Origin of the sequence: Pseudomonas sp. GW531-T4, from assembly GCF_017349615.1 — a bacterium.
Taxonomy (GTDB): Bacteria; Pseudomonadota; Gammaproteobacteria; order Pseudomonadales; family Pseudomonadaceae; genus Aquipseudomonas; species Aquipseudomonas chlororaphis_I.
In genome coordinates this window covers 179,360-202,702 of record NZ_JACMZT010000004.1, presented here as the reverse complement: position 1 = coordinate 202,702, position 23,343 = coordinate 179,360, and the positions used below count along the sequence as shown (strand labels likewise).

16 protein-coding genes and 1 pseudogene are annotated in these 23,343 nt (G+C 64.4%); all 17 read left to right on the top strand.

Translation table 11 applies throughout. The features are described 5' to 3' along the window. The first annotated feature begins 26 nt into the window (after positions 1 to 26). The gene (locus J4D28_RS04995; RefSeq protein WP_053268480.1) at positions 27 to 1,115 is read left to right on the top strand and encodes a flagellar basal body P-ring protein FlgI; all 1,089 of its coding nucleotides are present in this window, start codon (positions 27 to 29) and stop codon (positions 1,113 to 1,115) included. Positions 1,116 to 1,125: 10 nt separating this feature from the next. Beyond that, on the top strand, positions 1,126 to 2,406 hold the full coding sequence (gene flgJ / locus J4D28_RS04990; protein WP_103331165.1) for a flagellar assembly peptidoglycan hydrolase FlgJ: 1,281 nt from the start codon (positions 1,126 to 1,128) through the stop codon (positions 2,404 to 2,406). Positions 2,407 to 2,416: 10 nt separating this feature from the next. Then, positions 2,417 to 4,465, top strand: coding sequence for a flagellar hook-associated protein FlgK (flgK, locus tag J4D28_RS04985; protein WP_103331166.1), 2,049 nt, complete (start codon positions 2,417 to 2,419; stop codon positions 4,463 to 4,465). A 13-nt stretch (positions 4,466 to 4,478) separates the two neighbouring features. Further along, positions 4,479 to 6,053 (top strand): flagellar hook-associated protein 3, encoded by a 1,575-nt coding sequence (locus tag J4D28_RS04980; protein ID WP_103331167.1) that lies wholly within the window; start codon positions 4,479 to 4,481, stop codon positions 6,051 to 6,053. Positions 6,054 to 6,174: 121 nt separating this feature from the next. Next, on the top strand, positions 6,175 to 9,747 hold the full coding sequence (locus tag J4D28_RS04975) for a glycosyltransferase (RefSeq protein ID WP_103331168.1): 3,573 nt from the start codon (positions 6,175 to 6,177) through the stop codon (positions 9,745 to 9,747). Positions 9,748 to 10,054: 307 nt separating this feature from the next. Further along, the gene (gene rfbF / locus J4D28_RS04970; RefSeq protein ID WP_009047679.1) at positions 10,055 to 10,828 is read left to right on the top strand and encodes a glucose-1-phosphate cytidylyltransferase; all 774 of its coding nucleotides are present in this window, start codon (positions 10,055 to 10,057) and stop codon (positions 10,826 to 10,828) included. After that, positions 10,810 to 11,892 (top strand): CDP-glucose 4,6-dehydratase, encoded by a 1,083-nt coding sequence (gene rfbG / locus J4D28_RS04965; protein WP_103331169.1) that lies wholly within the window; start codon positions 10,810 to 10,812, stop codon positions 11,890 to 11,892. Before rfbF ends, rfbG begins: the two co-directional genes overlap by 19 nt. Next, complete coding sequence (locus tag J4D28_RS04960) at positions 11,889 to 12,449, top strand: dTDP-4-dehydrorhamnose 3,5-epimerase family protein (RefSeq protein WP_101281988.1); 561 nt, start codon at positions 11,889 to 11,891, stop codon at positions 12,447 to 12,449. Before rfbG ends, J4D28_RS04960 begins: the two co-directional genes overlap by 4 nt. Beyond that, on the top strand, positions 12,446 to 13,672 hold the full coding sequence (locus J4D28_RS04955; protein WP_103331170.1) for a class I SAM-dependent methyltransferase: 1,227 nt from the start codon (positions 12,446 to 12,448) through the stop codon (positions 13,670 to 13,672). Before J4D28_RS04960 ends, J4D28_RS04955 begins: the two co-directional genes overlap by 4 nt. Before the next feature lie 5 nt (positions 13,673 to 13,677). Beyond that, positions 13,678 to 14,535 (top strand): NAD(P)-dependent oxidoreductase, encoded by an 858-nt coding sequence (locus tag J4D28_RS04950; RefSeq protein ID WP_174248215.1) that lies wholly within the window; start codon positions 13,678 to 13,680, stop codon positions 14,533 to 14,535. Further along, positions 14,525 to 15,595 carry a class I SAM-dependent methyltransferase gene (locus J4D28_RS04945; RefSeq protein ID WP_009047683.1) on the top strand — a complete coding sequence of 357 codons (1,071 nt, stop codon included), beginning with the start codon at positions 14,525 to 14,527 and terminating at the stop codon, positions 15,593 to 15,595. Before J4D28_RS04950 ends, J4D28_RS04945 begins: the two co-directional genes overlap by 11 nt. A 19-nt stretch (positions 15,596 to 15,614) precedes the next feature. Next, positions 15,615 to 16,352 (top strand): cephalosporin hydroxylase family protein, encoded by a 738-nt coding sequence (locus tag J4D28_RS04940; protein WP_009047684.1) that lies wholly within the window; start codon positions 15,615 to 15,617, stop codon positions 16,350 to 16,352. A 50-nt stretch (positions 16,353 to 16,402) separates the two neighbouring features. Next, complete coding sequence (locus tag J4D28_RS04935; protein WP_103331171.1) at positions 16,403 to 19,351, top strand: TIGR00180 family glycosyltransferase; 2,949 nt, start codon at positions 16,403 to 16,405, stop codon at positions 19,349 to 19,351. Positions 19,352 to 19,381: 30 nt separating this feature from the next. Next, complete coding sequence (gene pseB, locus J4D28_RS04930; RefSeq protein WP_009047686.1) at positions 19,382 to 20,383, top strand: UDP-N-acetylglucosamine 4,6-dehydratase (inverting); 1,002 nt, start codon at positions 19,382 to 19,384, stop codon at positions 20,381 to 20,383. Continuing rightward, positions 20,380 to 21,552, top strand: coding sequence for a UDP-4-amino-4,6-dideoxy-N-acetyl-beta-L-altrosamine transaminase (gene pseC, locus J4D28_RS04925; RefSeq protein WP_103331172.1), 1,173 nt, complete (start codon positions 20,380 to 20,382; stop codon positions 21,550 to 21,552). The genes pseB and pseC overlap by 4 nt, the downstream gene beginning before the upstream one ends. Then, positions 21,549 to 22,256, top strand: coding sequence for a pseudaminic acid cytidylyltransferase (pseF, locus tag J4D28_RS04920; RefSeq protein ID WP_009047688.1), 708 nt, complete (start codon positions 21,549 to 21,551; stop codon positions 22,254 to 22,256). Before pseC ends, pseF begins: the two co-directional genes overlap by 4 nt. Next, positions 22,253 to 23,335 (top strand): annotated as a pseudogene (gene pseG, locus J4D28_RS04915) (UDP-2,4-diacetamido-2,4,6-trideoxy-beta-L-altropyranose hydrolase); the annotation flags it as partial. The gene pseF and the pseudogene pseG, both read left to right, overlap by 4 nt. Positions 23,336 to 23,343: the final 8 nt, after the last annotated feature.

Here is a 23,343-nt window from a genome sequence, read left to right as displayed (position 1 = left end):
TGGCTACGTTGAATTTCAAACGCCTCATGCTGGCCGCGCTGTTGCTCTCGGCGGCCTGCAACGCTCACGCCGAACGGCTGAAGGACATCGCCAGCATTTCCGGCGTGCGTTCCAACCAGTTGATCGGCTACGGCCTGGTGGTCGGGCTTAACGGCACCGGCGACCAGACGACCCAGACACCCTTCACCCTGCAGACCTTCAACAACATGCTGTCGCAGTTCGGCATCAAGGTACCGCCGGGTTCCGGCAACGTGCAGTTGAAGAACGTCGCGGCGGTATCGGTGAGCGCCGATCTGCCGGCGTTCGCCAAGCCGGGGCAGCAGGTGGATATCACCGTGTCCTCCATCGGTAACTCCAAGAGCCTGCGCGGCGGCACCTTGCTGCTGACGCCGCTCAAGGGGATTGACGGCAACGTCTACGCCATCGCCCAGGGCAACCTGGTGGTGGGCGGTTTCGACGCCGAGGGCCGTGACGGTTCGAAGATCACGGTCAACGTTCCGTCGGCCGGTCGCATCCCGGGCGGCGCCTCGGTGGAGCGCGCGGTGCCGAGCGGTTTCAACCAGGGCAACAGCCTGACCCTGAACCTCAACCGTTCCGACTTCACCACCGCCAAGCGCATCGTCGACAAGATCAACGACATGCTCGGCCCGGGCGTGGCCCAGGCCATCGACGGCGGTTCGATCCGTGTTACCGCGCCGCTCGATCCGAGCCAGCGCGTCGACTACCTGTCGATCCTCGAGAACCTGGAAATCGATCCGGGTCAGGCGGTGGCCAAGGTCATCATCAACTCGCGTACCGGCACTATCGTCATCGGCCAGAACGTCAAGGTCTCGCCAGCCGCAGTGACCCACGGCAGCCTCACCGTAACCATCACCGAAGACCCGATCGTCAGCCAGCCGGGTCCGCTGTCCAACGGCCAGACCGCGGTCGTGCCGCGTTCGCGGGTCAACGCCGAGCAGGAAGCCAAGCCGATGTTCAAGTTCGGCCCGGGCACCACCCTCGACGAGATCGTGCGTGCGGTGAACCAGGTCGGCGCGGCACCGGGCGACCTGATGGCGATCCTCGAAGCCTTGAAACAGGCCGGCGCGCTGCAAGCCGACCTGATCGTGATTTGAGGTAGGGGCCATGGATATTCGCAAGAGCGGTCTGGTCAGCAGCGGCGATTCGGGTTCCTACTCGGACCTCAACCGGCTTAACCAGCTCAAGGTCGGCGACAAGAACAGCGACGCCAACATGCGCAAGGTGGCGCAGGAGTTCGAGTCGCTGTTCCTCAACGAAATGCTCAAGTCCATGCGCTCGGCTACCGAAGCGCTGGGCAAGGACAACCCGCTCAACACTCCGGCGGCCAAGCAGTACCAGGAAATGTACGACCAGCAGCTGGCGGTTTCCATGTCCCGCGAGGGCGGTGGTATCGGCCTGGCCGATGTGCTGATGCGCCAGATGTCGAAGAACAAATCCACCACTGCGGCAGCGGCCTCGACCTTGCCCGGTGGCCAGGCTGAAAAGGTCGCGCTGACTGAAAAGGTCGCGACGCCAACCGCCATCGCTGCCGGCACCACGGCATTGGGCGGCCCGTTGTCGCGGGTCAATGGCCAGCGTCCGTTGTGGGCCTCCCGTGCGCTGGAGCCACAGCGCGCCGCCGACAGCGGTACCCATAACGATATGGCGCTGCTCAACCAGCGGCGCATTTCCCTGCCGAGCAAGCTGACCGATCGCTTGCTGGCGGGCATCGTGCCGTCGGCCGACAGTGCCGCCACCAACCGGACGGCCTTGCCGGAGCGCACCACGGCCGCTACCGACGCGCTGGTCAAGAACCGCTCGCGCAGCTTTGCCGCGGTGCCGCACGGACGCATGCAGATCTACGGCCGCGCCGTGGCCCAGCCACCGTTGGCGCCGGCGAAGAAAGCCTTCAGTTCGGCGGATGAATTCGTCGCCACCATGCTGCCGATGGCGCAGCAGGCCGCCGACCGCATCGGGGTCGATCCACGCTACCTGGTCGCCCAGGCGGCGCTGGAAACCGGTTGGGGCAAATCGGTGATGCGCCAGCAGGACGGTAGCAGCAGCCACAACCTGTTCGGCATCAAGGCCGGCAGCAGTTGGAAGGGCGACCAGGCACGGGCGATCACCAGCGAATTCAGAAATGGGCAGATGGTCAAGGAGACGGCCGAGTTCCGTTCCTATGCCTCGTATCAGGACAGCTTCCACGACCTGGTGACCTTGTTGCAGAGCAACAATCGCTATCAAGAAGTGCTGAAGGCGGCCGATAACCCCGAACAGTTTGTACGTGAATTGCAGAAAGCCGGGTATGCAACCGACCCGGATTACGCAAGCAAGATTTCGCAGATTGCCAAGCAGATGAAGAGCTACGAGAACTACGCTGCGGCGGGCGCTTCCACGAATTTATAAGGTCTGAATCATGAGTTTGCTCAATATCGGGATGTCGGGGCTGTCAGCCAGCCAAACGTCGTTGATGACCACGGGTAACAACATCGCCAACGCCGATACCGCCGGTTACTCGCGCCAGCAGACCGTGCAGGGCAGCAAGGCTTCGAACCAGTACGGCAACGTCTTCATCGGCAGCGGTACTACCCTGGCCGACGTGCGCCGGGTGTACAACAGCTACCTGGATGCCCAGCTGCAGACCACCACCTCGCTGAACAGCGATGCCGCCGCTTACCTGGGCCAGATCACCCCGGTGGACAAGCTGCTGTCGGACAGCGGCACCGGTATCACCGGCGCGCTGACCAAATTCTTTGCCTCGATGCAGAACGTCAACGCCAAGCCGGCCGACGATGCCTCGCGCCAATTGCTGCTCAGCGACGCGCAAGCCCTGAGCAACCGCTTCAATTCCGTTTCCAGCCAGTTGAACGAGCAGAACGCCAATATCAACGGCAACCTGAGCAGCATGGCTGACCAGGTCAACAAGCTGGCGGCCACTGTCGCCCAGCTGAACCAGAAGATTTCCGAAGTCTCCAGCGGCGGCATGCCCAACGACCTGCTCGACGCGCGCAACGAGACGCTGCGCCAGCTGTCGCAGTTCGTCAAGGTGGATGTCTCGGAGCGCGGCTCGAGCGTCGACCTGTACCTGGGCAGCGGCCAGCCGCTGGTCGTGGGTAACACCACCAGCAAGCTGGAAGTGGTCCCTGGCAAGACCGACCCGACCCGTTCTTCGCTGCAACTCAATCGCGGCTCGAGCACTATCGATGTGACCTCGGTGGTCACCGGTGGCGAGATCGGCGGCCTGTTGCGCTATCGCAACGAGGTGCTGGACCCGGCGATGAACGAACTGGGGCGCGTGGCCCTGGTGATCGCCGACCAGGTCAACAGCCAGCTCGGACAAGGTATCGACAAGAACGGCGAGTTTGGCGCGGCGCTGTTCAACAACATCAACAGTGCGGCCCTGATCAGCCAGCGCAGCATTGCCAACGGCAACAACAGCGCCGGCTCGGGCAACCTCGATGTGACCATCAAGGACACCGGCAAGCTGACCATCAGCGACTACCAGGTGACCTTCACCAGCGCCACCGACTACACCGTCAAGCGCTCCGACGGCACCAGCCTGGGCGCGTTCAGCACCACCACCACGCCGCCACCGGTGATCGACGGTTTCACCCTGAGCCTCAACGGCGGGGCTATGAGCGCCGGCGACAGCTTCAAGATCACCCCGACCCGCAACGCGGCGACCACGATCAAGACCGAACTGACCGACGCCAAGCGCCTGGCCATCGCCGCGCCGCTGAATGCCGAAGTGCTGCCAGGGGCGACCGGTTCGCTGAGCATTCCAGGCCTGCCGACAGTCAAGCCGGCGCTGGACATCTACAACTCGGCCGCCAACGCCGAGATGCAGACCGCGATCAAGAACTCGGTACCGGTCAAGCTGGTCTTCGACGCCCCCGCGGGCGGTAGCCAGGGCTACAAGTACTACGATGCCAAGGGCACGTTGATGGGCACCGGTTCGATCGTACCGGGGCAGAACAACACGCTGAACCTGCAGATCAAGATGGTCGATGCCAGCGGCAACCCGATCACCGACGGCGGCACACCGCCGGTGCAGAAAACCTTCACCGTGGAAATGAGCGTCGCCGGCTCGCCGAAGGACGGCGAAGGACTGAACGTCAAGTTCAACGGCGCCGGTTCCACCGACAACCGCAACGGCATCGCGCTGGCGGGGCTACAGACCAAGCAGACCGTGGATACCGGTTCGGCCAGCAAGGGCATCACCCTGGTCGACGCCTACGGCAAGCTGGTGGAGAACGTCGGTGCCAAGGCCAGCCAGGGCAAGCTCGACAGTGCGGCCACCGAGGCGATCCTGGCCAACGCCAAGGGCGCGCGGGACTCGTTGTCCGGGGTCGACCTGGATGAAGAGACCGGCAACCTGGTCAAGTACCAGCAGTACTACACCGCGTCCTCGCAAATCATCAAGGCGGCGCAGGAAACCTTCGCCACCCTGATCAACAGCCTTTAAGGAGTCGTAGTCCATGCGTATTTCCACCGCCCAGTTTTACGAGTCCTCGGCTGCCAACTACCAGAAGAACTTCGCCAATGTGGTCAAGAGCAGCGAAGAGGCCAGCAGCCTGGTTCGCGTCAACACCGCGGCCGACGATCCGGTAGGCGCCTCGCGCCTGCTGCAACTGGGCCAGCAGGCTTCGCTGTTGAGCCAGTACTCGGCCAACACCACCTCGATCAAGGCATCCCTGGGCCAGGCCGAATCGGTCCTGACCAGCATCACCAACGTTCTGGCACGTGCCCAGGAACTGGCGAGTGGAGCCGGCAACGCCGGTTACACCGACGATGACCGCAAGGCCAATGCCGCCGAACTGGCGCAGATCGAAGAGCAGCTGTTGAGCCTGATGAACACCCAGGACGAAAACGGCAAATACATCTTTGCCGGTTCCCAGGGCGACACCGTGCCGTTCACCCGCAATTCCGACGGCACCTACAGCTACAACGGCGACCAGACCACGCTGAACCTGCCAGTGGGCGACACCATGTCCATGGCCACCAACACCACCGGCTGGGCCGCCTTCCAGCAAGCCATCAACACCAGCCGCAGCCAGGTCAGCATGACTGCCCCGGCAGTGGATGACGGTCGGGTGACGCTGTCCAACGGCCAGGTGTCTTCGAATCCGAAGTACAACAGCGAGTTCCGCAGCGGCGAGCCGTACACCATCAGCTTCCTCAGCAGCACTCAGTTCAAGATCACCGACAGCGCCGGCAACGACGTGACGTCCGAGGCCAGCCAGAATGGCTCCTTCTCCTCCAGCAAGGGCGCCGAGGCACAGACCGTCAGTTTCCGTGGCGTCGATCTGCGCCTGAGCATCAACCTGAAACCCGGCGATGCCACCCCCCCGAACACGGAGATCGCCGGTCACAGCTTCACCCTGGCGGCCAAGCCCGACTCCTTCAATGTCTCGCGCAGCCCGGGCAACCCGTCGACCGCGGTCGTGACTGGTGCCAGCGTCAGTAACAACAACGCCTACAACGCCAGCTTCCCGAGCGGCGGTGCGATCCTCAAGTTCACCAGCGCCACCGACTACGAGCTGTATGCGTCGCCGTTGACTGCTGACAGCAAGCCGGTTTCCACCGGCACCATGGCCGGCTCCACCGCCACCGCGTCTGGTGTGAACTTCACCTTCAGCGGTACCCCGGCGGCGGGCGACCAGTATGTGGTGGCGGTCAACAACCACCAGACCCAGAACGTCCTCGATACCATCAGCCAGCTGCGTACGGTGCTGAATACACCGACCAACGGGGATCCGGTCGCCATCCAGAAACTCAATGCCGGGTTGCAGGCGGGGATGGCCAACCTGGCCAGCGGCGCCAACCAGGTGGCGAGCGCGGTCAGCGACATCGGCGGCCGGGGTTCGGCGCTGGATATCCAGAACGAGACCAACCTGAGCCTGAGCGCGGCCAACACCCAGACCCAGTCGGCGATCCGCGATTCCGACCCGGCCGAGGTGATGACCCGCCTGACCCTGCAACAGACCATGCTGCAAGCTTCGCAACTGGCCTTCAGCAAGATTGCCCAGCTGGGCCTGTTCAACAAGGTCTGAGCCTGAGCCGGTCGCGCTCCTGTGAGCGCGGCCGCGCCGTCGAGCCGTCAACCGTCTTCATTAAGCGGTTCCGGGGCCCGCGCCTGACCAGGCCGGGCCCGCCGCTCGAGAGTTTCCCGCCGTGAATCAACGCCCTCTAGTCAGCATCGTCATCCCAGCCTTCAATCCGCGCTTCTTCAGCCAGGCGTTCGAGAGTGCGCTGGCCCAGACCTGGGAGCGGGTCGAAATCGTCATCTGCGACGACTCGGCCGGCGACGAGATTCGTGAGGTGGTCGAGGCCATCGTAGAGCCTCCCCATCCGGTGCGTTATCTGCGCAACCCGCAACGCCTGGGCCTGCAGAAGAACCTGCTGCGCTGTGTCGAAGAGGCGCGGGGCGAGCTGATCAAGATCCTCTGTGACGACGATCGCCTGTTCGCCCCGAGCATCGCCCTGCAGGCCCAGGTGCTGGTCGATCATCCCGAGATCAATCTGGTCTGCGCCCTGCGCATGATGAGCGATGCCGGTAACTTCATTCTGCCGCCGCGGGTCGAGAACGCCCGGCTGTCGCCGAACGACGCCATGCTCAAGGGCGACGACATGCTGGCGATCCTCGAGAGCACGCCACGCAACTTCCTTGGCAATTTCAGTTCGACCCTGATGCGTCGCGCCGACGTGCTCGAGCTGTTGCCAGCCTTGACCCAGGAGGGCGCAGGTTTCCTCGCGTTGCTGGATCTGGCGCTGTTCGTGTGCCTGATGCGGCGTGGCAACCTGGCGCTACTTAACACTGTGCTGAGCACCGAGCGCCTGTATCCGGAACGCTTGAGCAAGCAGCCGGAAATGCAGCGGGCGGAGAAGATCGAATGGGACTGGCTGGCGCAGATGCTCGCCGCGCGCAGCGGCGAGTCGGCCCCGGCCTCGGGCTGGGTGCGTTGCGTCGACCTGGCAAAAATGTCCGAGCCATCCTGGCAGTGGGACGAACTCTGCGTGACCCGGGTGCTCGGCAACCGCAACACTGTGGTCAGTGGTCGGGTCGGCGGCGAGAGCGAAAGTTATGCCGACTTCTACCAGGAGTGGCTGGCGATCCGGCGTTTCAGCGAGACCGAGAAACGCCATCTGCCACAGCGTATCGCCAGCTGGTCAGCGCGACCGCAGATCGTGCCCGTGGTGATCGATGTGGATGCGGATGGTGTGGCACTGGAGTCGACCTTGCAAAGCCTGGCGCAGCAGCTGTATGCGCCGCAGGCAATCCTGGTCCTGTCCAATGCCGAATGCGCGGAGCACGAACGCGTGCTGCAACTGCCACTGGAAACACCGTGGCCGCAGCAGCTCAATGCGCTGGTGCCGCAGCTGGAAGGTTGCCACTGGTTTTACCTGCTGCGCGCCGGCGACCTCCTCCAGGAATCGGCGCTGCTGATCCTCGCCGAGCGCATCGCCGCGACGCCGGGCGCGCTGTGCATCTACAGCGATGAAGGCGCGCGGATCGAGGGCGAGTCCAGCGATCCGGTGTTCAAGCCGGACTTCAACCTGGACCTGATGCGCGGTTACCCCTATGTCGGCCGGACGCTGGCATTCGAGCGCGAGCGTTTTCTGGCTCTGGGCGGTTTCGATCCGGCCTTCGGCGAACTGGCCCCCCATGACGTGCTGTGGCGCCTGGTGGAAGAGGCGGGGCCACAGACCATCGGACACATTGCCGAGATCCAGGTCGAGAGCCCATACAATTTCGCCGACTGGCTGTCGCTGCCCGAAGTGATCGAGGGCAACGCCGGCCTGGTCGGTGCGCATCTGGACAGGATCGGCGTCGAGCACCGGATTCGTCATGACGAATTGCCGCTGCTCAACCACATCGACTACCTGTTCCCGCAGCGGCCGCTGGTGTCGATCATCATCCAGGCCGGCGATTCGCTGGCGGCCTTGCAGCGCTGCACCGAAAGCCTGATCGAAAAGACCGCCTACAGCCATTACGAGATCCTGATCGTCGACGGCGGCAGCCGCGACCCGGCCATGGCCGCTTGGCTGGAGGCGATGGCGCAGCTGGGCGCCGACATGCTGCGGGTGTTGCCGTTCGCCGGCAGCGGCACTGAGGCGGCGGTACGCAATTACGCAGCGCAACAGGCGCGCGGCGAATACCTGCTGTTGCTCAGCGCCAATGCCCTGATCTGCTCCAGCGACTGGCTGGACGAACTGCTCAATCACGCCCGGCGGCCGGAAGTCGGCGTGGTGGGAGCACGGATGCTCGGCCTGGACGGCTCGATTGTGCATGCGGGGCTGATCCTTGGCCTGGCCGGCGCTGCCAGTTCGCCGTTCCAAGGCGAGGCCGCCAGCGCCCGCGGTTACATGCAGCGCTTGCAGGTGCCGCAGAGCTGGAGTGCGGTCAGTGGCGATTGTCTGATGGTGCGCAAGGAAGTCTTTGACAGTGTCGGCCAGCTGGATGAGGTCAGCTATTCCCGGGGGCTGAGTGATGTCGACCTGTGCCTGCGGGTCAACCGCGACGGTTACCTGGTGGTCTGGACGCCCTATGCCAGCTTGATGCTGGCGCCCGTCGAGCAGGCGCCGCAAGAGCCAGGAGCCCTGGAGCGACAGGAGCGCGAGCACGACACCTTCTATCGCCGCTGGATGCCTCTGGTCGCCCGCGATCCGGCCTACAACCCGGCCCTGAGCCTGGGGTATTCCAGCTTCAGCCTGGAGGTGGGGCTGCGCGACAACTGGAACCCGTTCTCGACCCGGGCCTTGCCGCTGGTGCTCGGCTTGCCGGTAACCAAAACGGCAGTGGGCCATTACCGGGTGACCGCGCCCCTCATGGCGCTGGAAGAGGAAGGACGGCTGCTCGGTCGGTTCGCCTATGAGTCCCCGTCGAGTGTGGAGATTGAGCGCCTGTCCCCCGATTCGATCATTCTGCAATGTCGCTACAGCGGCGGCGCGGAGAGCGATATCCAGCGTATGAAAAACTACTCCAGTGCCCTGAGGGTATTCGAGCTGGACGACTACGTGATCAGCGCGCCGAAGAAAAACTCCCATGCGCGCAACACGCCGGTCAATACCGAAGAAATGCTGCGCCAGAGCATTGCTCTGTGTGATCGGGTAGTGGTCACCACGCAACCTCTGGCCGATACGCTGTCGGGAATGCACAGCGATATCCGGATCGTGCCGAACATGCTGCCGGTCGATCCCTGGGGCAGTCTGACCAGCCGCCGCGGCACCTCGAGCAAGCCACGGGTAGGCTGGGGGGGAGGGACCAGCCACACCGGCGACCTGGAAATTATTGTCGATGTGGTGCGTGAGCTGGCCAATGAAGTCGAGTGGGTGTTCTTCGGCATGTGTCCGGACGAGCTGCGGCCTTATGTCCATGAGTTCCACTCCGTCATTAGTCTGCAGGCCTACCCGTTCAAACTGGCCAGCCTCAACCTCGACCTGGCCCTGGCGCCGCTGGAGTTTCACATCTTCAACGACTGCAAGAGCAACCTGCGCCTGTTGGAATACGGTGCCTGCGGTTACCCGGTGATCTGCACCGACACCGAGGCCTATCGCGGCTACCTGCCGTGTACCAAGGTCGTGAGTAACAGCACCCAGGAGTGGATCGAGGCGATCCGCATGCACCTGGCCGACCCCGACGCCAGCTACCGCATGGGCGATGCGCTGCGCGAAGAAGTCCTGCGCGACTACATGCTGCGGGGCAACAACCTGAATCTATGGCTGCAGGGGTGGTTGCCGGATTGATGGGGTGCGGGAACACAACCAGCCAGGCTTAGACGCCTGGCTTTTTTATGGCGGCGATTCAGGGGCAGGTTTCGCCGCTCAAGCACCTCTTGTCGTACTGTCCCATGGCCTATTCCACAGCCCCAGGGTCATGGACCCGGGACCCAGGAGCTGGCGCGTTTCCTGCAAGCCCCCCTCGATATCGCCATAAAACGAGCGTTTCCGCAGATCCGCGAGGCGCCGTCAACGGCACAAGGTTTTATCCAGAAGGCCCGCAAAAAGCTCGGTACAGCTTGGCAGAGCCCTGTGACGAACAAGAGGGGAGACGATGAAGGCAGTTATTTTGGCGGGTGGCCTGGGTACGCGCATCAGCGAGGAGTCCCATCTCAAGCCCAAGCCGATGATCGAGATTGGTGGCAAGCCAATTCTCTGGCACATCATGAAGCAGTACTCCGCCCACGGCATTCACGACTTCGTGATCTGCCTGGGCTACAAGGGGTACGCGATCAAGGACTTCTTCGCCAACTACTTTCTGCACACCTCCGATGTCACCTTCGACATGCGGGAAAACCGCATGGATGTTCACCAGAACTACAGCGAGCCCTGGCGCGTGACGCTGATCGACACCGGTGAGGAAACCATGACCGGCGGCCGTCTGCGCCGGGCCGGGCGCTACCTGGAGAACGAAGAAGCCTTCTGCTTCACCTACGGCGACGGTGTGTCCGACCTGAATATCGGCGCCCTGGTGGACTTCCACCTGGCCCACGGCAAGCACGCGACCGTCACCGCGGTGCAGCCGCCCGGCCGTTACGGCGCTCTGGAGCGCGACGGCGACAGCGTCCTGGGCTTTACCGAAAAGCCCCGCGGTGACGGTGGCTGGATCAACGGTGGCTTCTTCGTGCTGTCGCCCAAGGTGTTGCCGCTGCTGAGCGCCGACGACACGGTGTGGGAAGCCGAGCCGCTGACTACCCTGGCCCGGCAAGGCCAGTTGCACGCCTTCCAGCACGACGGCTTCTGGCATCCGATGGACACCCTGCGTGACAAGAACCACCTGGAGCAGCTCTGGCAGAGTGGGGAGGCCCCATGGAAGCAATGGGACTGAGCCCGCAATTCTGGCGCGGCAAGCGGGTCCTGCTGACCGGCCACACCGGCTTCAAGGGCAGCTGGCTGACCCTGTGGCTGCAAAGCCTGGGGGCCGAAGTCAGCGGTTTTTCCCTGGACCCTGCGACCGAGCCGAGCCTGTTCGAGCTGGCGCGGGTCGCCGAGGGCATCAACGACCAGCGTGGCGACCTGCGCGATCTTGGCGCCTTGCTGGAGCTGATCGCCGAGACGCAGCCGGAAATCGTCCTGCACCTGGCGGCGCAACCGTTGGTACGCGAGGGCTATCGTGACCCGCTGGGCACATACTCGAGCAACGTGATGGGTACGTTGAACCTGCTGGAAGCGATCCGCCAGGTCGGCGGCGTGCGCGCCTGCGTGCTGGTGACCACCGACAAGGTCTACGCCAACCAGGAATGGCTGTGGCCCTACCGCGAAAACGAAGCCCTGGGTGGGCATGACCCCTACAGCAGCAGCAAGGCGTGCTGCGAATTGCTGGCGCAGTCCTATGCCGCCTCATTCTTCCCGGCCGACAAGTACGCCGAACACGGCCTGGCCCTGGCCACCGCGCGTGCCGGCAACGTGCTGGGCGGCGGCGACTTTGCCCCGGAACGGCTGATTCCCGATGTGCTCAAGGCCTGGTCGGCCAACGAGCCGGTAACCCTGCGCTACCCGCAGGCGGTGCGCCCGTGGCAGCACGCCCTGGAGCCACTGGCCGGCTACCTGCAACTGGCCGCCGGGCTCTACGAACAAGGGCCGCAGTTCGCCGGGGCCTGGAACTTCGGGCCAAGCGAAGCGGACATGTGCAGCGTCGGCGAAGTGGTCGAGTTGCTGGCCGCGCGCTGGCCGGCGGCCCCCGGCTTGCGCATCGAACCGAGCGACCTGCACGAGGCCGGCCTGTTGCGCCTGGACAGCAGCCGCGCACGCCAGCTGCTGGCCTGGCAACCGCGCTGGTCGCTGCAGCAATGCCTGGCGCAGACCCTGGATTGGCACCTGGCCTGGCAACGTGGCGACGATATGCGCGCTGTGACCCTCACCCAACTGAACCTGTACCGGGGCGCGCTGTGAGCGAGTTTTCCTTGAAACAGCTGCCGCTGGCCGGGCTGTTCAGCGTCCAGCACAAACGCTTCGAAGATCAGCGCGGACACTTCGCCCGGCTGTTCTGCGAAGGCAGTCTGAGTGCATTCGGCAGCGAGTTTCATATCCGCCAGATCAACCATTCCTGTACCCGCGAGAAGGGCAGTGTGCGCGGTCTGCATTACCAGAACGCCAATGCGCCGGAAGCCAAGCTGATTACCTGCCTGCGCGGCGAGGTGTGGGATGTGGCGGTGGATCTGCGTCCGGACTCCGAGACCTTTCTGCACTGGCACGCCGAGCACTTGAAGGCCGGCGATGGCCGCAGCCTGCTGATCCCGACCGGATTCGCCCACGGTTTTCAGACCCTCACCGACGACGCCGAGCTGCTCTACCTGCACAGCGCCGATTACACGCCGGAGCACGAGGGCGGTCTGTCGGTGAATGATCCACGGCTGGCGATTGCCTGGCCGTTGCCTGTCAATAATCTGTCGGCCCGGGATTCCAGCCATCCCGCGCTCGATCAACACTTTGCTGGAGTGCGTCTATGAACTGCCGTGGGTGCGCCGCACCGCTGAGCCTGCCGTTGATCGACCTCGGCACCTCACCACCGTCCAACGCCTATGTGCATGCCGAGCGTCTTGAACAGGCCGAGCAATGGGTGCCGCTGAAGGTTGCCGTGTGCCAGCAATGCTGGCTGGTACAGACCGAGGATTACACCAGCGCCGAAAGCCTGTTCGATGCCGAATACGCCTATTTCAGTTCGTTCTCCAGCACTTGGCTGGCCCACGCCGAGCGCTATGTGGCCGAGATGGTCGAGCGCTTTGGCTTGACGGCTGACAGCCGTGTGGTGGAAGTCGCCGCCAACGACGGTTACCTGTTGCAGTACGTGGCCGCTCGCGGGATCAAATGCCTGGGCGTCGAGCCGACCCGCAGCACCGCGCAAGCCGCGCGGGAAAAAGGCCTGGAGATTCGTGAGCTGTTCTTCGGTCGCGACACCGCCGCGCAGCTGAAAAACCAAGGCTGGGCGGCAGACCTGATGGCGGCCAACAATGTGCTGGCCCATGTACCGGACATCAACGATTTCCTCGGTGGTTTCGCGACGCTGCTCAAGCCGACCGGCGTGGCCACCTTCGAATTCCCGCAACTGCTGACGCTGATGGCCGGCGCGCAGTTCGACACCCTATATCACGAACACTATTCCTATCTATCCCTGACCGCCGTGCAGGCACTGTGCGAGCGCAACGGACTGGAAGTCTTCGACGTCAGCCAGTTGACCACCCATGGCGGTTCGCTGCGGGTTTTCGTCCAGCGCAAGGACGGCGAACGCCGCGCCGTGCAACCGGCGGTGCAGCAGCAGTTGCAAACCGAGTTCGACGCGGGCGTGAAGACCCCCGAGTACTACGCAACCCTGGCGCCGGCCGCCGAGCGCATCAAGCATGAGCTGCTGCGCTTCCTGCTCCAGGCCAAGGCCGAAGGCAAGCGCGTGGTGGGTTACGGCGCCGCGGCCAAGGGCAACACCTTGCTCAATTACGCCGGGGTCAAGCCGGACCTGCTGGCCTGGGTCGCCGACGCCAGCCCGCACAAGCAGGGCAAGTTCCTGCCCGGCAGCCGGATTCCGGTGGTCGCGCCAGAGCGTATCGACAGCGAGCGCCCGGACTATGTGCTGGTGCTGCCGTGGAACCTGTTGGCGGAAGTCAGCGAGCAGCTGGCCCACGTTCGCCAGTGGGGCGGACGTTTCGTGATCGCCGTGCCCGAGTTGAAGCTGCTGTGAGTGGCTTGAAGGTACTGGTCACCGGGGCCAGCGGTTTTGTCGGCCGGCATCTGGTCGCCGCCTTGCTGGCCCGCGGCTGCCAGGTGCGGGCGCTGGCCCGTGATCCACAAAAGCTGGCCGCCATGCCCTGGGCTGGAGCGGTGGAGCGGGTGGCCGCGGACGTGCATGCCGTCGATAGCGATATCGCCTCCCTGGTCGAGGGCGTCGATGCCTTGGCGCACCTGGCCTGGCCGGGGCTGCCGAACTACAAGGCGCTGTTCCATCTCGAGCACAACCTGATGGCCGACTACCGGTTCATCAAGGCCGCGGTCGAGGCGGGCGTGCCCCAGGTCATGATCACCGGTACCTGTTTCGAATACGGTATGCAGAGCGGTCCGCTCGACGAGCAGACACCGGCGCAGCCGAGCAATCCCTATGGGTTGGCCAAGCACAGCCTGCGGCTGTTCCTGGAAAACCTGCAGCAGCAGCTGCCTTTCACCTTGCAATGGGCGCGGCTGTTCTATCTGCATGGTGTTGGGCAGAACCCCAACAGCCTGCTGGCCGCCCTGGACCGGGCGATCGACGCCGGCGATGCGGTGTTCGACATGTCCGCCGGCGAACAGCTGCGCGATTACCTGGCCATCGAGGACGCCGCCGCCAGCCTTGCGGCGCTGCTGCAACGGCGGGATTTTTCCGGGGTGGTCAACTGTTCCAGCGGCCAGCCGATATCGGTTCGTGCGCTGGTCGAACGACGGGTGCGCGAGCGCGGCTCGATGATCCGCCTGAACCTGGGGCATTACCCCTATCCCGCCCATGAGCCCATGGCGTTCTGGGGGGCGAACCAGCGCCTGCAACAACTATTGGGAGCAGAACATGGGGCATGAGTTGTATCGGGTCATGGACCTGCCGGTGCTGCAGAACCGCACCTTCGCCGACGCGCAGAGCGCCAGGGCGTCGGCCTCTGCCGACATGGTGCTGGTGCAGGACGAGGAGAGCGGCCTGATCTTCAACCAGGCTTTCGACCCCGACAAGCTGAGCTACGACAGCGACTACCAGAACGAGCAGGCCCACTCGGCGCAGTTCCAGCGCCACCTGCAGGATGTCGAGGGCATCATCGCCCGGCATTTCAAGGGCCGCGAGTTGATCGAGGTCGGTTGCGGCAAGGGCTATTTCCTCGAACTGCTGCGTGAGCGGGGCTACCGCATTACCGGTATCGACCCGGCCTACGAGGGCGATAACGCCGATGTGATCAAGGCGCCCTTTACCCGTGGCCTGGGCCTGTCGGCCGATGCCGTGGTGTTGCGCCATGTGCTGGAGCATATCGCCGACCCGCGGGCGTTCCTGGCGGAGATGGCCGAGGCCAACCAGGGCGGGCAGATCTACATCGAAGTACCGTGCTTCGACTGGATCGTCGAGCATCGCGCCTGGTTCGACGTGTTCTACGAGCATGTGAACTACTTCCGCCTGGATGACCTGCGGCGGATGTTCGGCACCGTGCACGAAGCCGGTCACCTGTTCGGCGGCCAGTACCTGTACGTGGTGGCCGACCTCGGCACCTTGCGTGAGCCGGGCGAGACAGCGGTCGAGCGCCTGGAGATGCCGCTGGATTTCACCGCCAGCATCGAGCGCGCCAAGCAGATCATCCAGGCCCAGCCCGAGGCGGGTTCGGCGATCTGGGGCGCGTCGTCCAAGGGCGTGATCTATTCGCTGTTCCTGCAGCGCGCGGGCGTTTCGGTGGACCAGGTGGTGGATATCAATCCGGCCAAGCAGGGCCGTTACCTGCCCCTGAGCGGCGCCCGCGTGTCGTCCCCCGAAGAGGTCATGGCGACCTTGCCCGAGGGCGCCAACCTGTTTGTGATGAATTCCAACTATCTCGACGAAATCAAGCGCATGACCGATGGGCGTTATGTCTATCACGCAGTCGACAGCGCTTCGTTCCAATGACGTTTATTGAGACCCGACCATGACCGACAACAGCATTATCCAAGCCTTCGAAGCCGAGTGTCAGGCGCAGATCCGCGCCCAGGGCGAAGACCAGAAACTCAAGGGCCTGGCGCGCGACTTCTTCAACGAGTCCGCCGGCCACAAGTACAGCTATCACTTCTCCTGGATGGGCCGCCCGATCATCCAGCTGCCCCAGGACATGATGGCCATGCAGGAGATCATCTGGCGGGTCAAGCCGGACCTGGTGATTGAATGCGGCATCGCCCACGGCGGCTCGATCATCTACTACGCCTCGCTGCTCGAACTGCAGGGCCACGGCGAAGTGCTGGGCATCGACCTGGATATCCGCGCCCATAACCGCGAAGCCATCGAAAGCCATCCGATGAGCAAGCGGATCAAGATGATCGAAGGCTCGAGTATCGATCCGGCGATTGCCGAGCAGGTGCGTGCCGCGGCCGCGGGCAAGAAAGTCATCCTGGTCCTGGACTCCAACCACACCCACGAGCACGTGCTCGAAGAGCTGCGCCTGTATGCGCCGCTGGTGTCGGTGGACAGCTACTGCGTGGTGATGGACACCGTGGTCGAGGATATGCCGGCGGACTTCTTCCCGGACCGTCCATGGGGCCCGGGCGACAACCCGAAAACCGCGGTCTGGGCGTACCTGGAAGAGAACCGCGACTTCGAGATCGACTACCAGATGCAGAACAAGCTGCTGATCACCGTGGCGCCGGATGGCTATCTGCGTCGCGTTCGTTGAATTCAATGGTTTGCAGGTAACAGCACTTTGCCGGTTGTGGGGAAACACTGATGCAGGTTCAAGACAAGGCTCAAAACACTAGCGCACCGTTGAGCGAGCGTTTCACGCTGGTGGTGATGTCCCACAATCGCAAGGCGTTCTTGCGCCGCACCTTGCAGTACTACAGCACCTACCCCTGCAAGATCCTGGTGCTGGACTCTTCGCTGCACGCCGACGCAAGCCTGGCCGGGCAGTTCCCCCAGGTCGACTACCGGCATCTGCCGCAGTACACCTACAAGGGCCTGCAGGACAAGCTGACCTACGGTGTCGGGCAGGTGACGACGCCGTACATGGTGTTTGCCGCCGACGACGACTTCCTGCTGCATGGCGCGCTGACCGAGTCGGTGGAGTTTCTCGAAGCCAACCCTGACTACGGCCTGTGCCACGGCTACGGGATGATGTACCTGGCCCGCGCCGCCGAGGTGAACTACTACCGGCGCGATTGCCGGGTGATCGAGGACTACGCCTCGGAAGATGCCGGCGAGCGGGTCATGGCGTTCATGAGCCATTTCCTGCCGCCGTTCTACGCGGTGACCCGCACCGACCTGCTGCAACAGTGGTACAGCCTGCTGCCGCCGGGGACCAGCTTCGAATGGCAGGAAATCGGCCATACCTTCTTCCTGCTGGCCTCGGCCAAGGCACGGATCCTGCCGATCCCGTTCGCCGTGCGGGAGGTCAACTACAACGCCTCGGAGCACAACACCGATGTGTTGACGGTGCTGACCTACGGCGACGCCAAGTCGGTGGCCCAGCGCGAGGAGTTCGCCGGGTTCCTGGCGTCGTTGCCCACCGGCTTGAGCGCCCAGGGGCCGCAACAGGCCAAGCAGCTTGCCCTGGACAGCTTCAGGGCCATGGCCGAGTGCCTGCTCACCGGGCGCTCGCTCAATGGCAAGATGATTTTCCGTTCGGCCTGGGTCGAGCCCGGGGCCGAGCCGGTGCGTTCGTTCGGCCCGGAGCAGTTCGTCGAGATGCCGTTCTACAACAAGCCGATGTTCGACCTGTTGACCGAGTTCGAATTCCTCATGCATGCGATGCCGGCTGGCCGCCTGCAGCTCCAGGAGCTTGAAGGCGTACTGCTCAAGCAGCAGGAACTGATGCAGGTACAACCCAACGACACCGATCGCACCCTGCGCAGCCGCTTGTGGGAGGCGCTGTCGTGCAACCTGTTCAACCTTGAGGTGGTCCGGCGTCTGGCGGCCTCGCTGCAGGCTTCCACGGAGCAGGACTCCGAGGAACAGAACGATGCCCGCAAATTGCAGGCCTGGGCCGAGCGCCTGGCGTCGGTGCCTTTCCAGGACGGCCCGGGGCTGCTGGAGAACATGCCTTCGGGTCGCCTGCTGAAGTGGCTGGAGGCGCGCAACCCCGAGGCGCAACAGCTCAAGGCGATCAACGAGCACCTGGCCCGGCACAACGGTGGGCCGAGCTTCGGCATCCTGCTGCTCGACCTCGACGCGGACATGGTCAAGTTGCAGGCGACCTTCGACAGCCTGGTCAACGGCCATTGCCGGTCCTTCCAGGTGGTGGTCTTCACCACGGGCGACCTGCCGGCGACCACCACTGCCCAGGACACCGTGCATTTCGTCAAGGTCAGCGCCAGCAACTATGTGGAGCGAATCAACCAGGTCGCGGCGCAATCCTCCCGTGACTGGTTGCTCCTGGCCCGTGCCGGCGAGCGTTTCACCGCCAGCGGCCTGCTGCGCGCGAGCCTGGAACTGCTCGGCGCGCAAGGGTGCCGCGCGGTGGCCATGGACGAAATCCACTACGGCGCCGATGGCGCGCTGAAGGATGTGTTCCGCCCGGGTATCAACCTCGACCTGCTGCAAAGCGTGCCGGACATGATGGCCGGCCACTGGCTGATTCGCCGGGATGTGCTGGCGGCTGCCGGCGGCTACTCGACGGCCTTTCCACAAGCCATGGAATACGACCTGCTGCTGCGCCTGATCGAAGACGGCGGGCTGGCGGGCCTGGCCCACCTGGCCGAACCGCTGTTGCTCGGCCAGGCCCCGACAGCAGAGGAGAACACCCAGTACAGCCAGGTGTTGACCCGTCATCTGGGCAAGCGTGGCTACCGGGCCCAGGTCAGCTCGGCGCAAACCGGCGTCTACCAGATCAACTACGGTCATGGCGAACGTCCGCTGGCCTCGATCATCCTGCGCAGCGAAGACAACCTGGAGCAGTTGCAGCCTTGCCTGGTCAGCGTGCTGCAACGCACGCGCTACCAGCGTTACGAAGTGGTCATCGCCGACAACCATAGCCAGTCCGCAGAACTGGCCGACTGGCTCACCAGCCTGGAGCAGAAGGGCGATCGTATCCGCGTGCTGCGCAGCCCGCAGCGCCTGAGCGGCGCGGCGCTGTACAACGCGGCGAGCCAGGAGGCCCGCGGCGACTACCTGGTGCTGCTGGCGGCCGACGGCGAAGTGGTCAATGCCGACTGGATGGAGAGCCTGCTCAATCAGGCGCAGCGGCCGGAAGTGGGGATCGTCGGCGCGCGCCTGGTGGATGCCAAGGGTGGGACCACCTCGGCCGGCCTGGTGCTCGGGCTGAACGAGCATCTGGGCGCGGCATTCGCCGGTGAGCCGAAAGGCGCCAGTGGCTACCTGAACGGCTTGCTGGCCGAACAGAACTATTCGGCGGTTTCCGGCGCTTGCCTGATGATTCGCAAGGACGTCTATAACGCCGTCGGCGGCCTGGACGAAGAACATTTCGCCGAAGCATTCGCTGATGTCGACCTGTGCCTGAAGGTCGCCGATGCCGGGCTGTTGACGGTCTGGACCCCGCAGGTGCAGATCCTCCATCCGGGCACCCTGGCGGACGATGCCCAGGCCGCGGCGGCGCTGCGTGACAAATGGCAGGCCCGCTTCGAGCACGATGTGGCCTACAACCAGAACCTGAGCCGGAGCGGCAAGGGCTTCACCCCTGGCGCTCCTGCCAGTGTCGACTGGGCGCAGCTGCTCGCATAAGCCTGGCTGACAGGAAAAAGGACTCAAGGCATGTTCAACGGCAAATCGATTTTCATCTCCGGCGGCACCGGTTCGTTCGGGCGCAATTTCATCCGGCGTCTGCTGGAGCAATACCAGCCCAAGCGGGTGGTGGTGTTCTCCCGCGATGAACTGAAACAGTACGAAATGCAGCAGACCTTCAATGCGCCCTGCATGCGTTATTTCCTTGGCGACGTGCGCGATGCCGAGCGTCTGCGCCAGGCCATGCGCGGGATCGACTATGTGGTGCACGCCGCGGCCCTGAAGCAGGTGCCGGCCGCGGAATACAACCCCACCGAGTGCATCCGCACCAACGTCAACGGCGCGGAAAACATTATCGCCGCGGCCATCGACAATGGCGTGAAGAAAGTGGTCGCGCTGTCCACCGACAAGGCGGCCAGCCCGGTCAACCTGTATGGCGCGACCAAGCTGCTGTCGGACAAGCTGTTCGTCGCGGCGAACAATATCGCCGGCGACCAGCCGACCCGTTTTGCCGTGGTGCGCTACGGCAACGTGGCCGGCTCCCGGGGTTCGGTGGTGCCGTTCTTCAGCAAGCTGATCGCCGAAGGCGCCCGCGAGCTGCCGATCACCGACGAACGCATGACCCGTTTCTGGATCACCCTGGATCACGGGGTGCAGTTCGTGCTCGACAGCTTCTCGCGCATGCATGGCGGTGAAGTCTTCGTGCCGAAGATCCCGTCGATTCGGATCGTCGACCTGGCGCGTGGCATGGCGCAAAACCTGCCGCACAAGCAGGTGGGCATTCGTCCGGGGGAAAAACTCCACGAGCTGATGGTGCCGCTGGATGACGCGCGCATGACCCTGGAGTTCGCCGATCACTACACCATCCAGCCGTCGATCCGCTTTACCAACGTCAATGTCGATTTCGCCGTGGACGGCCTGGGCGAGCGCGGGCGACCGGTGGACGAGCAGTTCGAATACCGCTCCGACACCAATCCGCATTTTCTCTCGGTGGGCCAGATCGCCGAGCTGCATGCCGGGCTGTCGGCATGATTCCCTACGGGCGCCAGAGTCTCGACCAGGCGGACATCGATGCGGTGGTCGCGGTGCTGCAGTCCGACTGGCTGACCCAGGGGCCGACCATCGAACGCTTCGAACAGGCCATGGCAGCCCGCTGCGAGGCCGGCCATGGGGTGGCGGTATGCAACGCCACGGCGGCCTTGCACATTGCCTGCCTGGCCGCCGGGCTGGGACCGGGAGACCGGCTGTGGACCACGCCCAATACCTTCCTGGCCTCGGCCAACTGTGGCCGTTATTGCGGCGCCGAGGTGGATTTCGTCGATATCGATCCGCACACCTGGAACATGGATGCCCGGGCGCTGGCGCACAAGCTGGAGGCCGCCGAACGCACGGGCCGCCTGCCCAAGGTGGTGGTGGCGGTGGCGTTCTCCGGGCAAAGCTGCGACATGCGCGCCATGGCGCAGCTGGCGCAGCGTTATGGCTTCGTGCTGATCGAGGATGCCTCCCACGCGGTGGGTGCCTCCTATGCCGGGCGGCCGGTGGGCTGTGGCGAATTCGCGGCGATGACGGTGTTCAGCTTTCATCCGGTGAAGATCATCACCAGCGCCGAGGGCGGCATGGTCCTGACCAACAGCCCGCAACTGGCGGACCACCTGCGGCGCTTGCGCAGCCACGGCATGACCCGCGACCCGGCGCAGATGACCGAGCCCAGCCACGGACCCTGGTACTACCAGCAGACCGAGCTGGGCTTCAATTACCGCATCACCGATCTGCAGGCGGCCCTGGGCTTGTCCCAACTGGACAAGCTCGACGCTTTCATTGCCAGGCGCCGGCAGCTGGCGGCCCGTTATGACCACCTGCTGGCCGATCTGCCGCTGACCCTGCCGCAGGCTCAGGAGCAGGCGCAGTCGGCATGGCATCTGTACGTGGTGCGCTTGCAACCCGAACGCATCCGCCGCTCCCATCGCGAGGTATTCGAGGCATTGCGCGAGGCCGGGGTCGGGGTCAATCTGCATTACATCCCGGTGCATCTGCAGCCGTATTACCGCGACCTGGGATTCGCCGCGGGGGATTTCCCCGAGGCCGAGCGCTACTACGCCGAGGCCATCAGCCTGCCGCTGTTTCCGGCGCTGGAGGATGAGCAGCAGACGTATGTGGTCGAGCAATTGCGCCAGCTTATCCAGGAGCCCGCCCAGCCTTGAGTGCCATCGCCATCATTCCCGCCCGTGGCGGCAGCAAACGCATCGCGCGCAAGAACCTCAAGCCGTTCGACGGCGTGCCGATGATTGCCCGCTCGATTGCGACGGCGCTGCGCTCCGGGTTGTTCGATCAGGTGCTGGTCAGTACCGACGACCCGGAGATCGCCGAGCTGGCCAGGGCCAGCGGCGCCACGGTGCCGTTCATGCGCCCGGCCGAGCTGGCGGACGATTTCACCGGCACTGGGCCGGTGATCGTGCATGCCTTGAATACGTTGCGCGAGCGTGGCGAGACCTTCGATTACACCTGCTGCATCTATGCCACCGCGCCCTTGCTGCAGCTGCGCTACCTGCGCCAGGGCCTGGCGGCGCTGGAGGCTCATCCTGAGAAGTCCTTCGCGTTTTCCGTGTGCAGCTTCGCGTTTCCGGTGCAGCGGGCCCTGACCCTCGACGAGCAGGGCGCGCTGACCTCACTTTATCCGGAGTTTCGCAACACGCGCTCCCAGGACCTGCCGCCGGCCTATCAGGATGCCGGGCAGTTCTACTGGGGGCGCAGCGAGGCCTGGCTGCGCGGCGACCTGGTGTTTTCCCCGCTCAGCCTGCCGGTGATCCTGCCGCGCCATCTGGTGCAGGACATCGACACCGAGGAAGACTGGCTGCGCGCGGAGTACCTGTACGCGGCGCTAAAAGCCGGTGGAGAGCTGGAGTGAGGGTGCTGATCCGGGCCGATGCCTCGCCGGCCATTGGCAGCGGCCATATCGCCCGCTGCCTGACCCTGGCCAGGGCGTTGCGCGAGCAGGGCGCCACAGTGGCATTCGCTTGCCGAAGCTTGCCCGGGCAGCAGTTGGATCGTCTGGCCGAGCTGGGTTTCCTGACGTTCGCCCTGCCGGCGAGTTATCCGGGTGAATGCGCGCAGGACATCGAGGCGCCGCTGCCCTGGCAGGCGGATATCGTTGCCTTGCAGGCAGCGTTGCAGGATCAACCGCGATTCGATTGGGTGCTGGTCGATCACTACGGCCTCGACTGGCAGTGGCAGCAGGCGGCGCGGCAATGGGCGCCGCGGATTGCCGCCATCGATGACCTGGCCAATCGACGGCATGCCGTTGATCTGTTACTCGACCAGAACTTCAGCGGCACGCCCCAGGCCTACGCCGGCCTGATCGACGCTGAGTGCCGGGCGCTGCTGGGGCCGCACTTCGCCTTGCTGCGCGAGGAGTTCCGCTGCCCGCCGATCGCCATTCGCGAGCGAGCGAATCGGGTGCTGGTGAATTTCGGCGGTTTCGATGCGGCCAGCCAGACATACCAGGCGATGCTGGCCTTGAGTGCGTTCGACGGCCTGGAGGTGGATTTTGTCGCCGGGGCCGGTAACCCGGCCTGGGCGCAGATGCAGGAACTGGCGGCCGGTCGCGGGCATTGGCGCTTGCACGCCTATGTCAGCGACTTTTCCCGCTTGATGGCCGAGGCCGACCTGTTTATCGGTGCCGGCGGCGGCACCAGCTGGGAGCGCGCCGCCCTGGGCCTGCCGACCCTGTGCATCAGCGTCGCTGGCAATCAAGAGGCCAATGCCCGGCTGTTGGCCGAGGCAGGCATGCATGTCTACCTGGGGCCCAGCGAGCAGGTGAGCGTCGAGCAGATCCGTCAGGCGGTCGCGGCGCTCGTCGGCGATTACCCGCAGCGCCAGAGCCTGGCGCAACGCTCCCGGCAATTGGTCGACGGGCAGGGCGCATCGCGGGTGGCGGCGGCCCTGTTCGAGATGACCCGCAATCCATTGCGTCGTACCGGGGATGATCCGGCCAC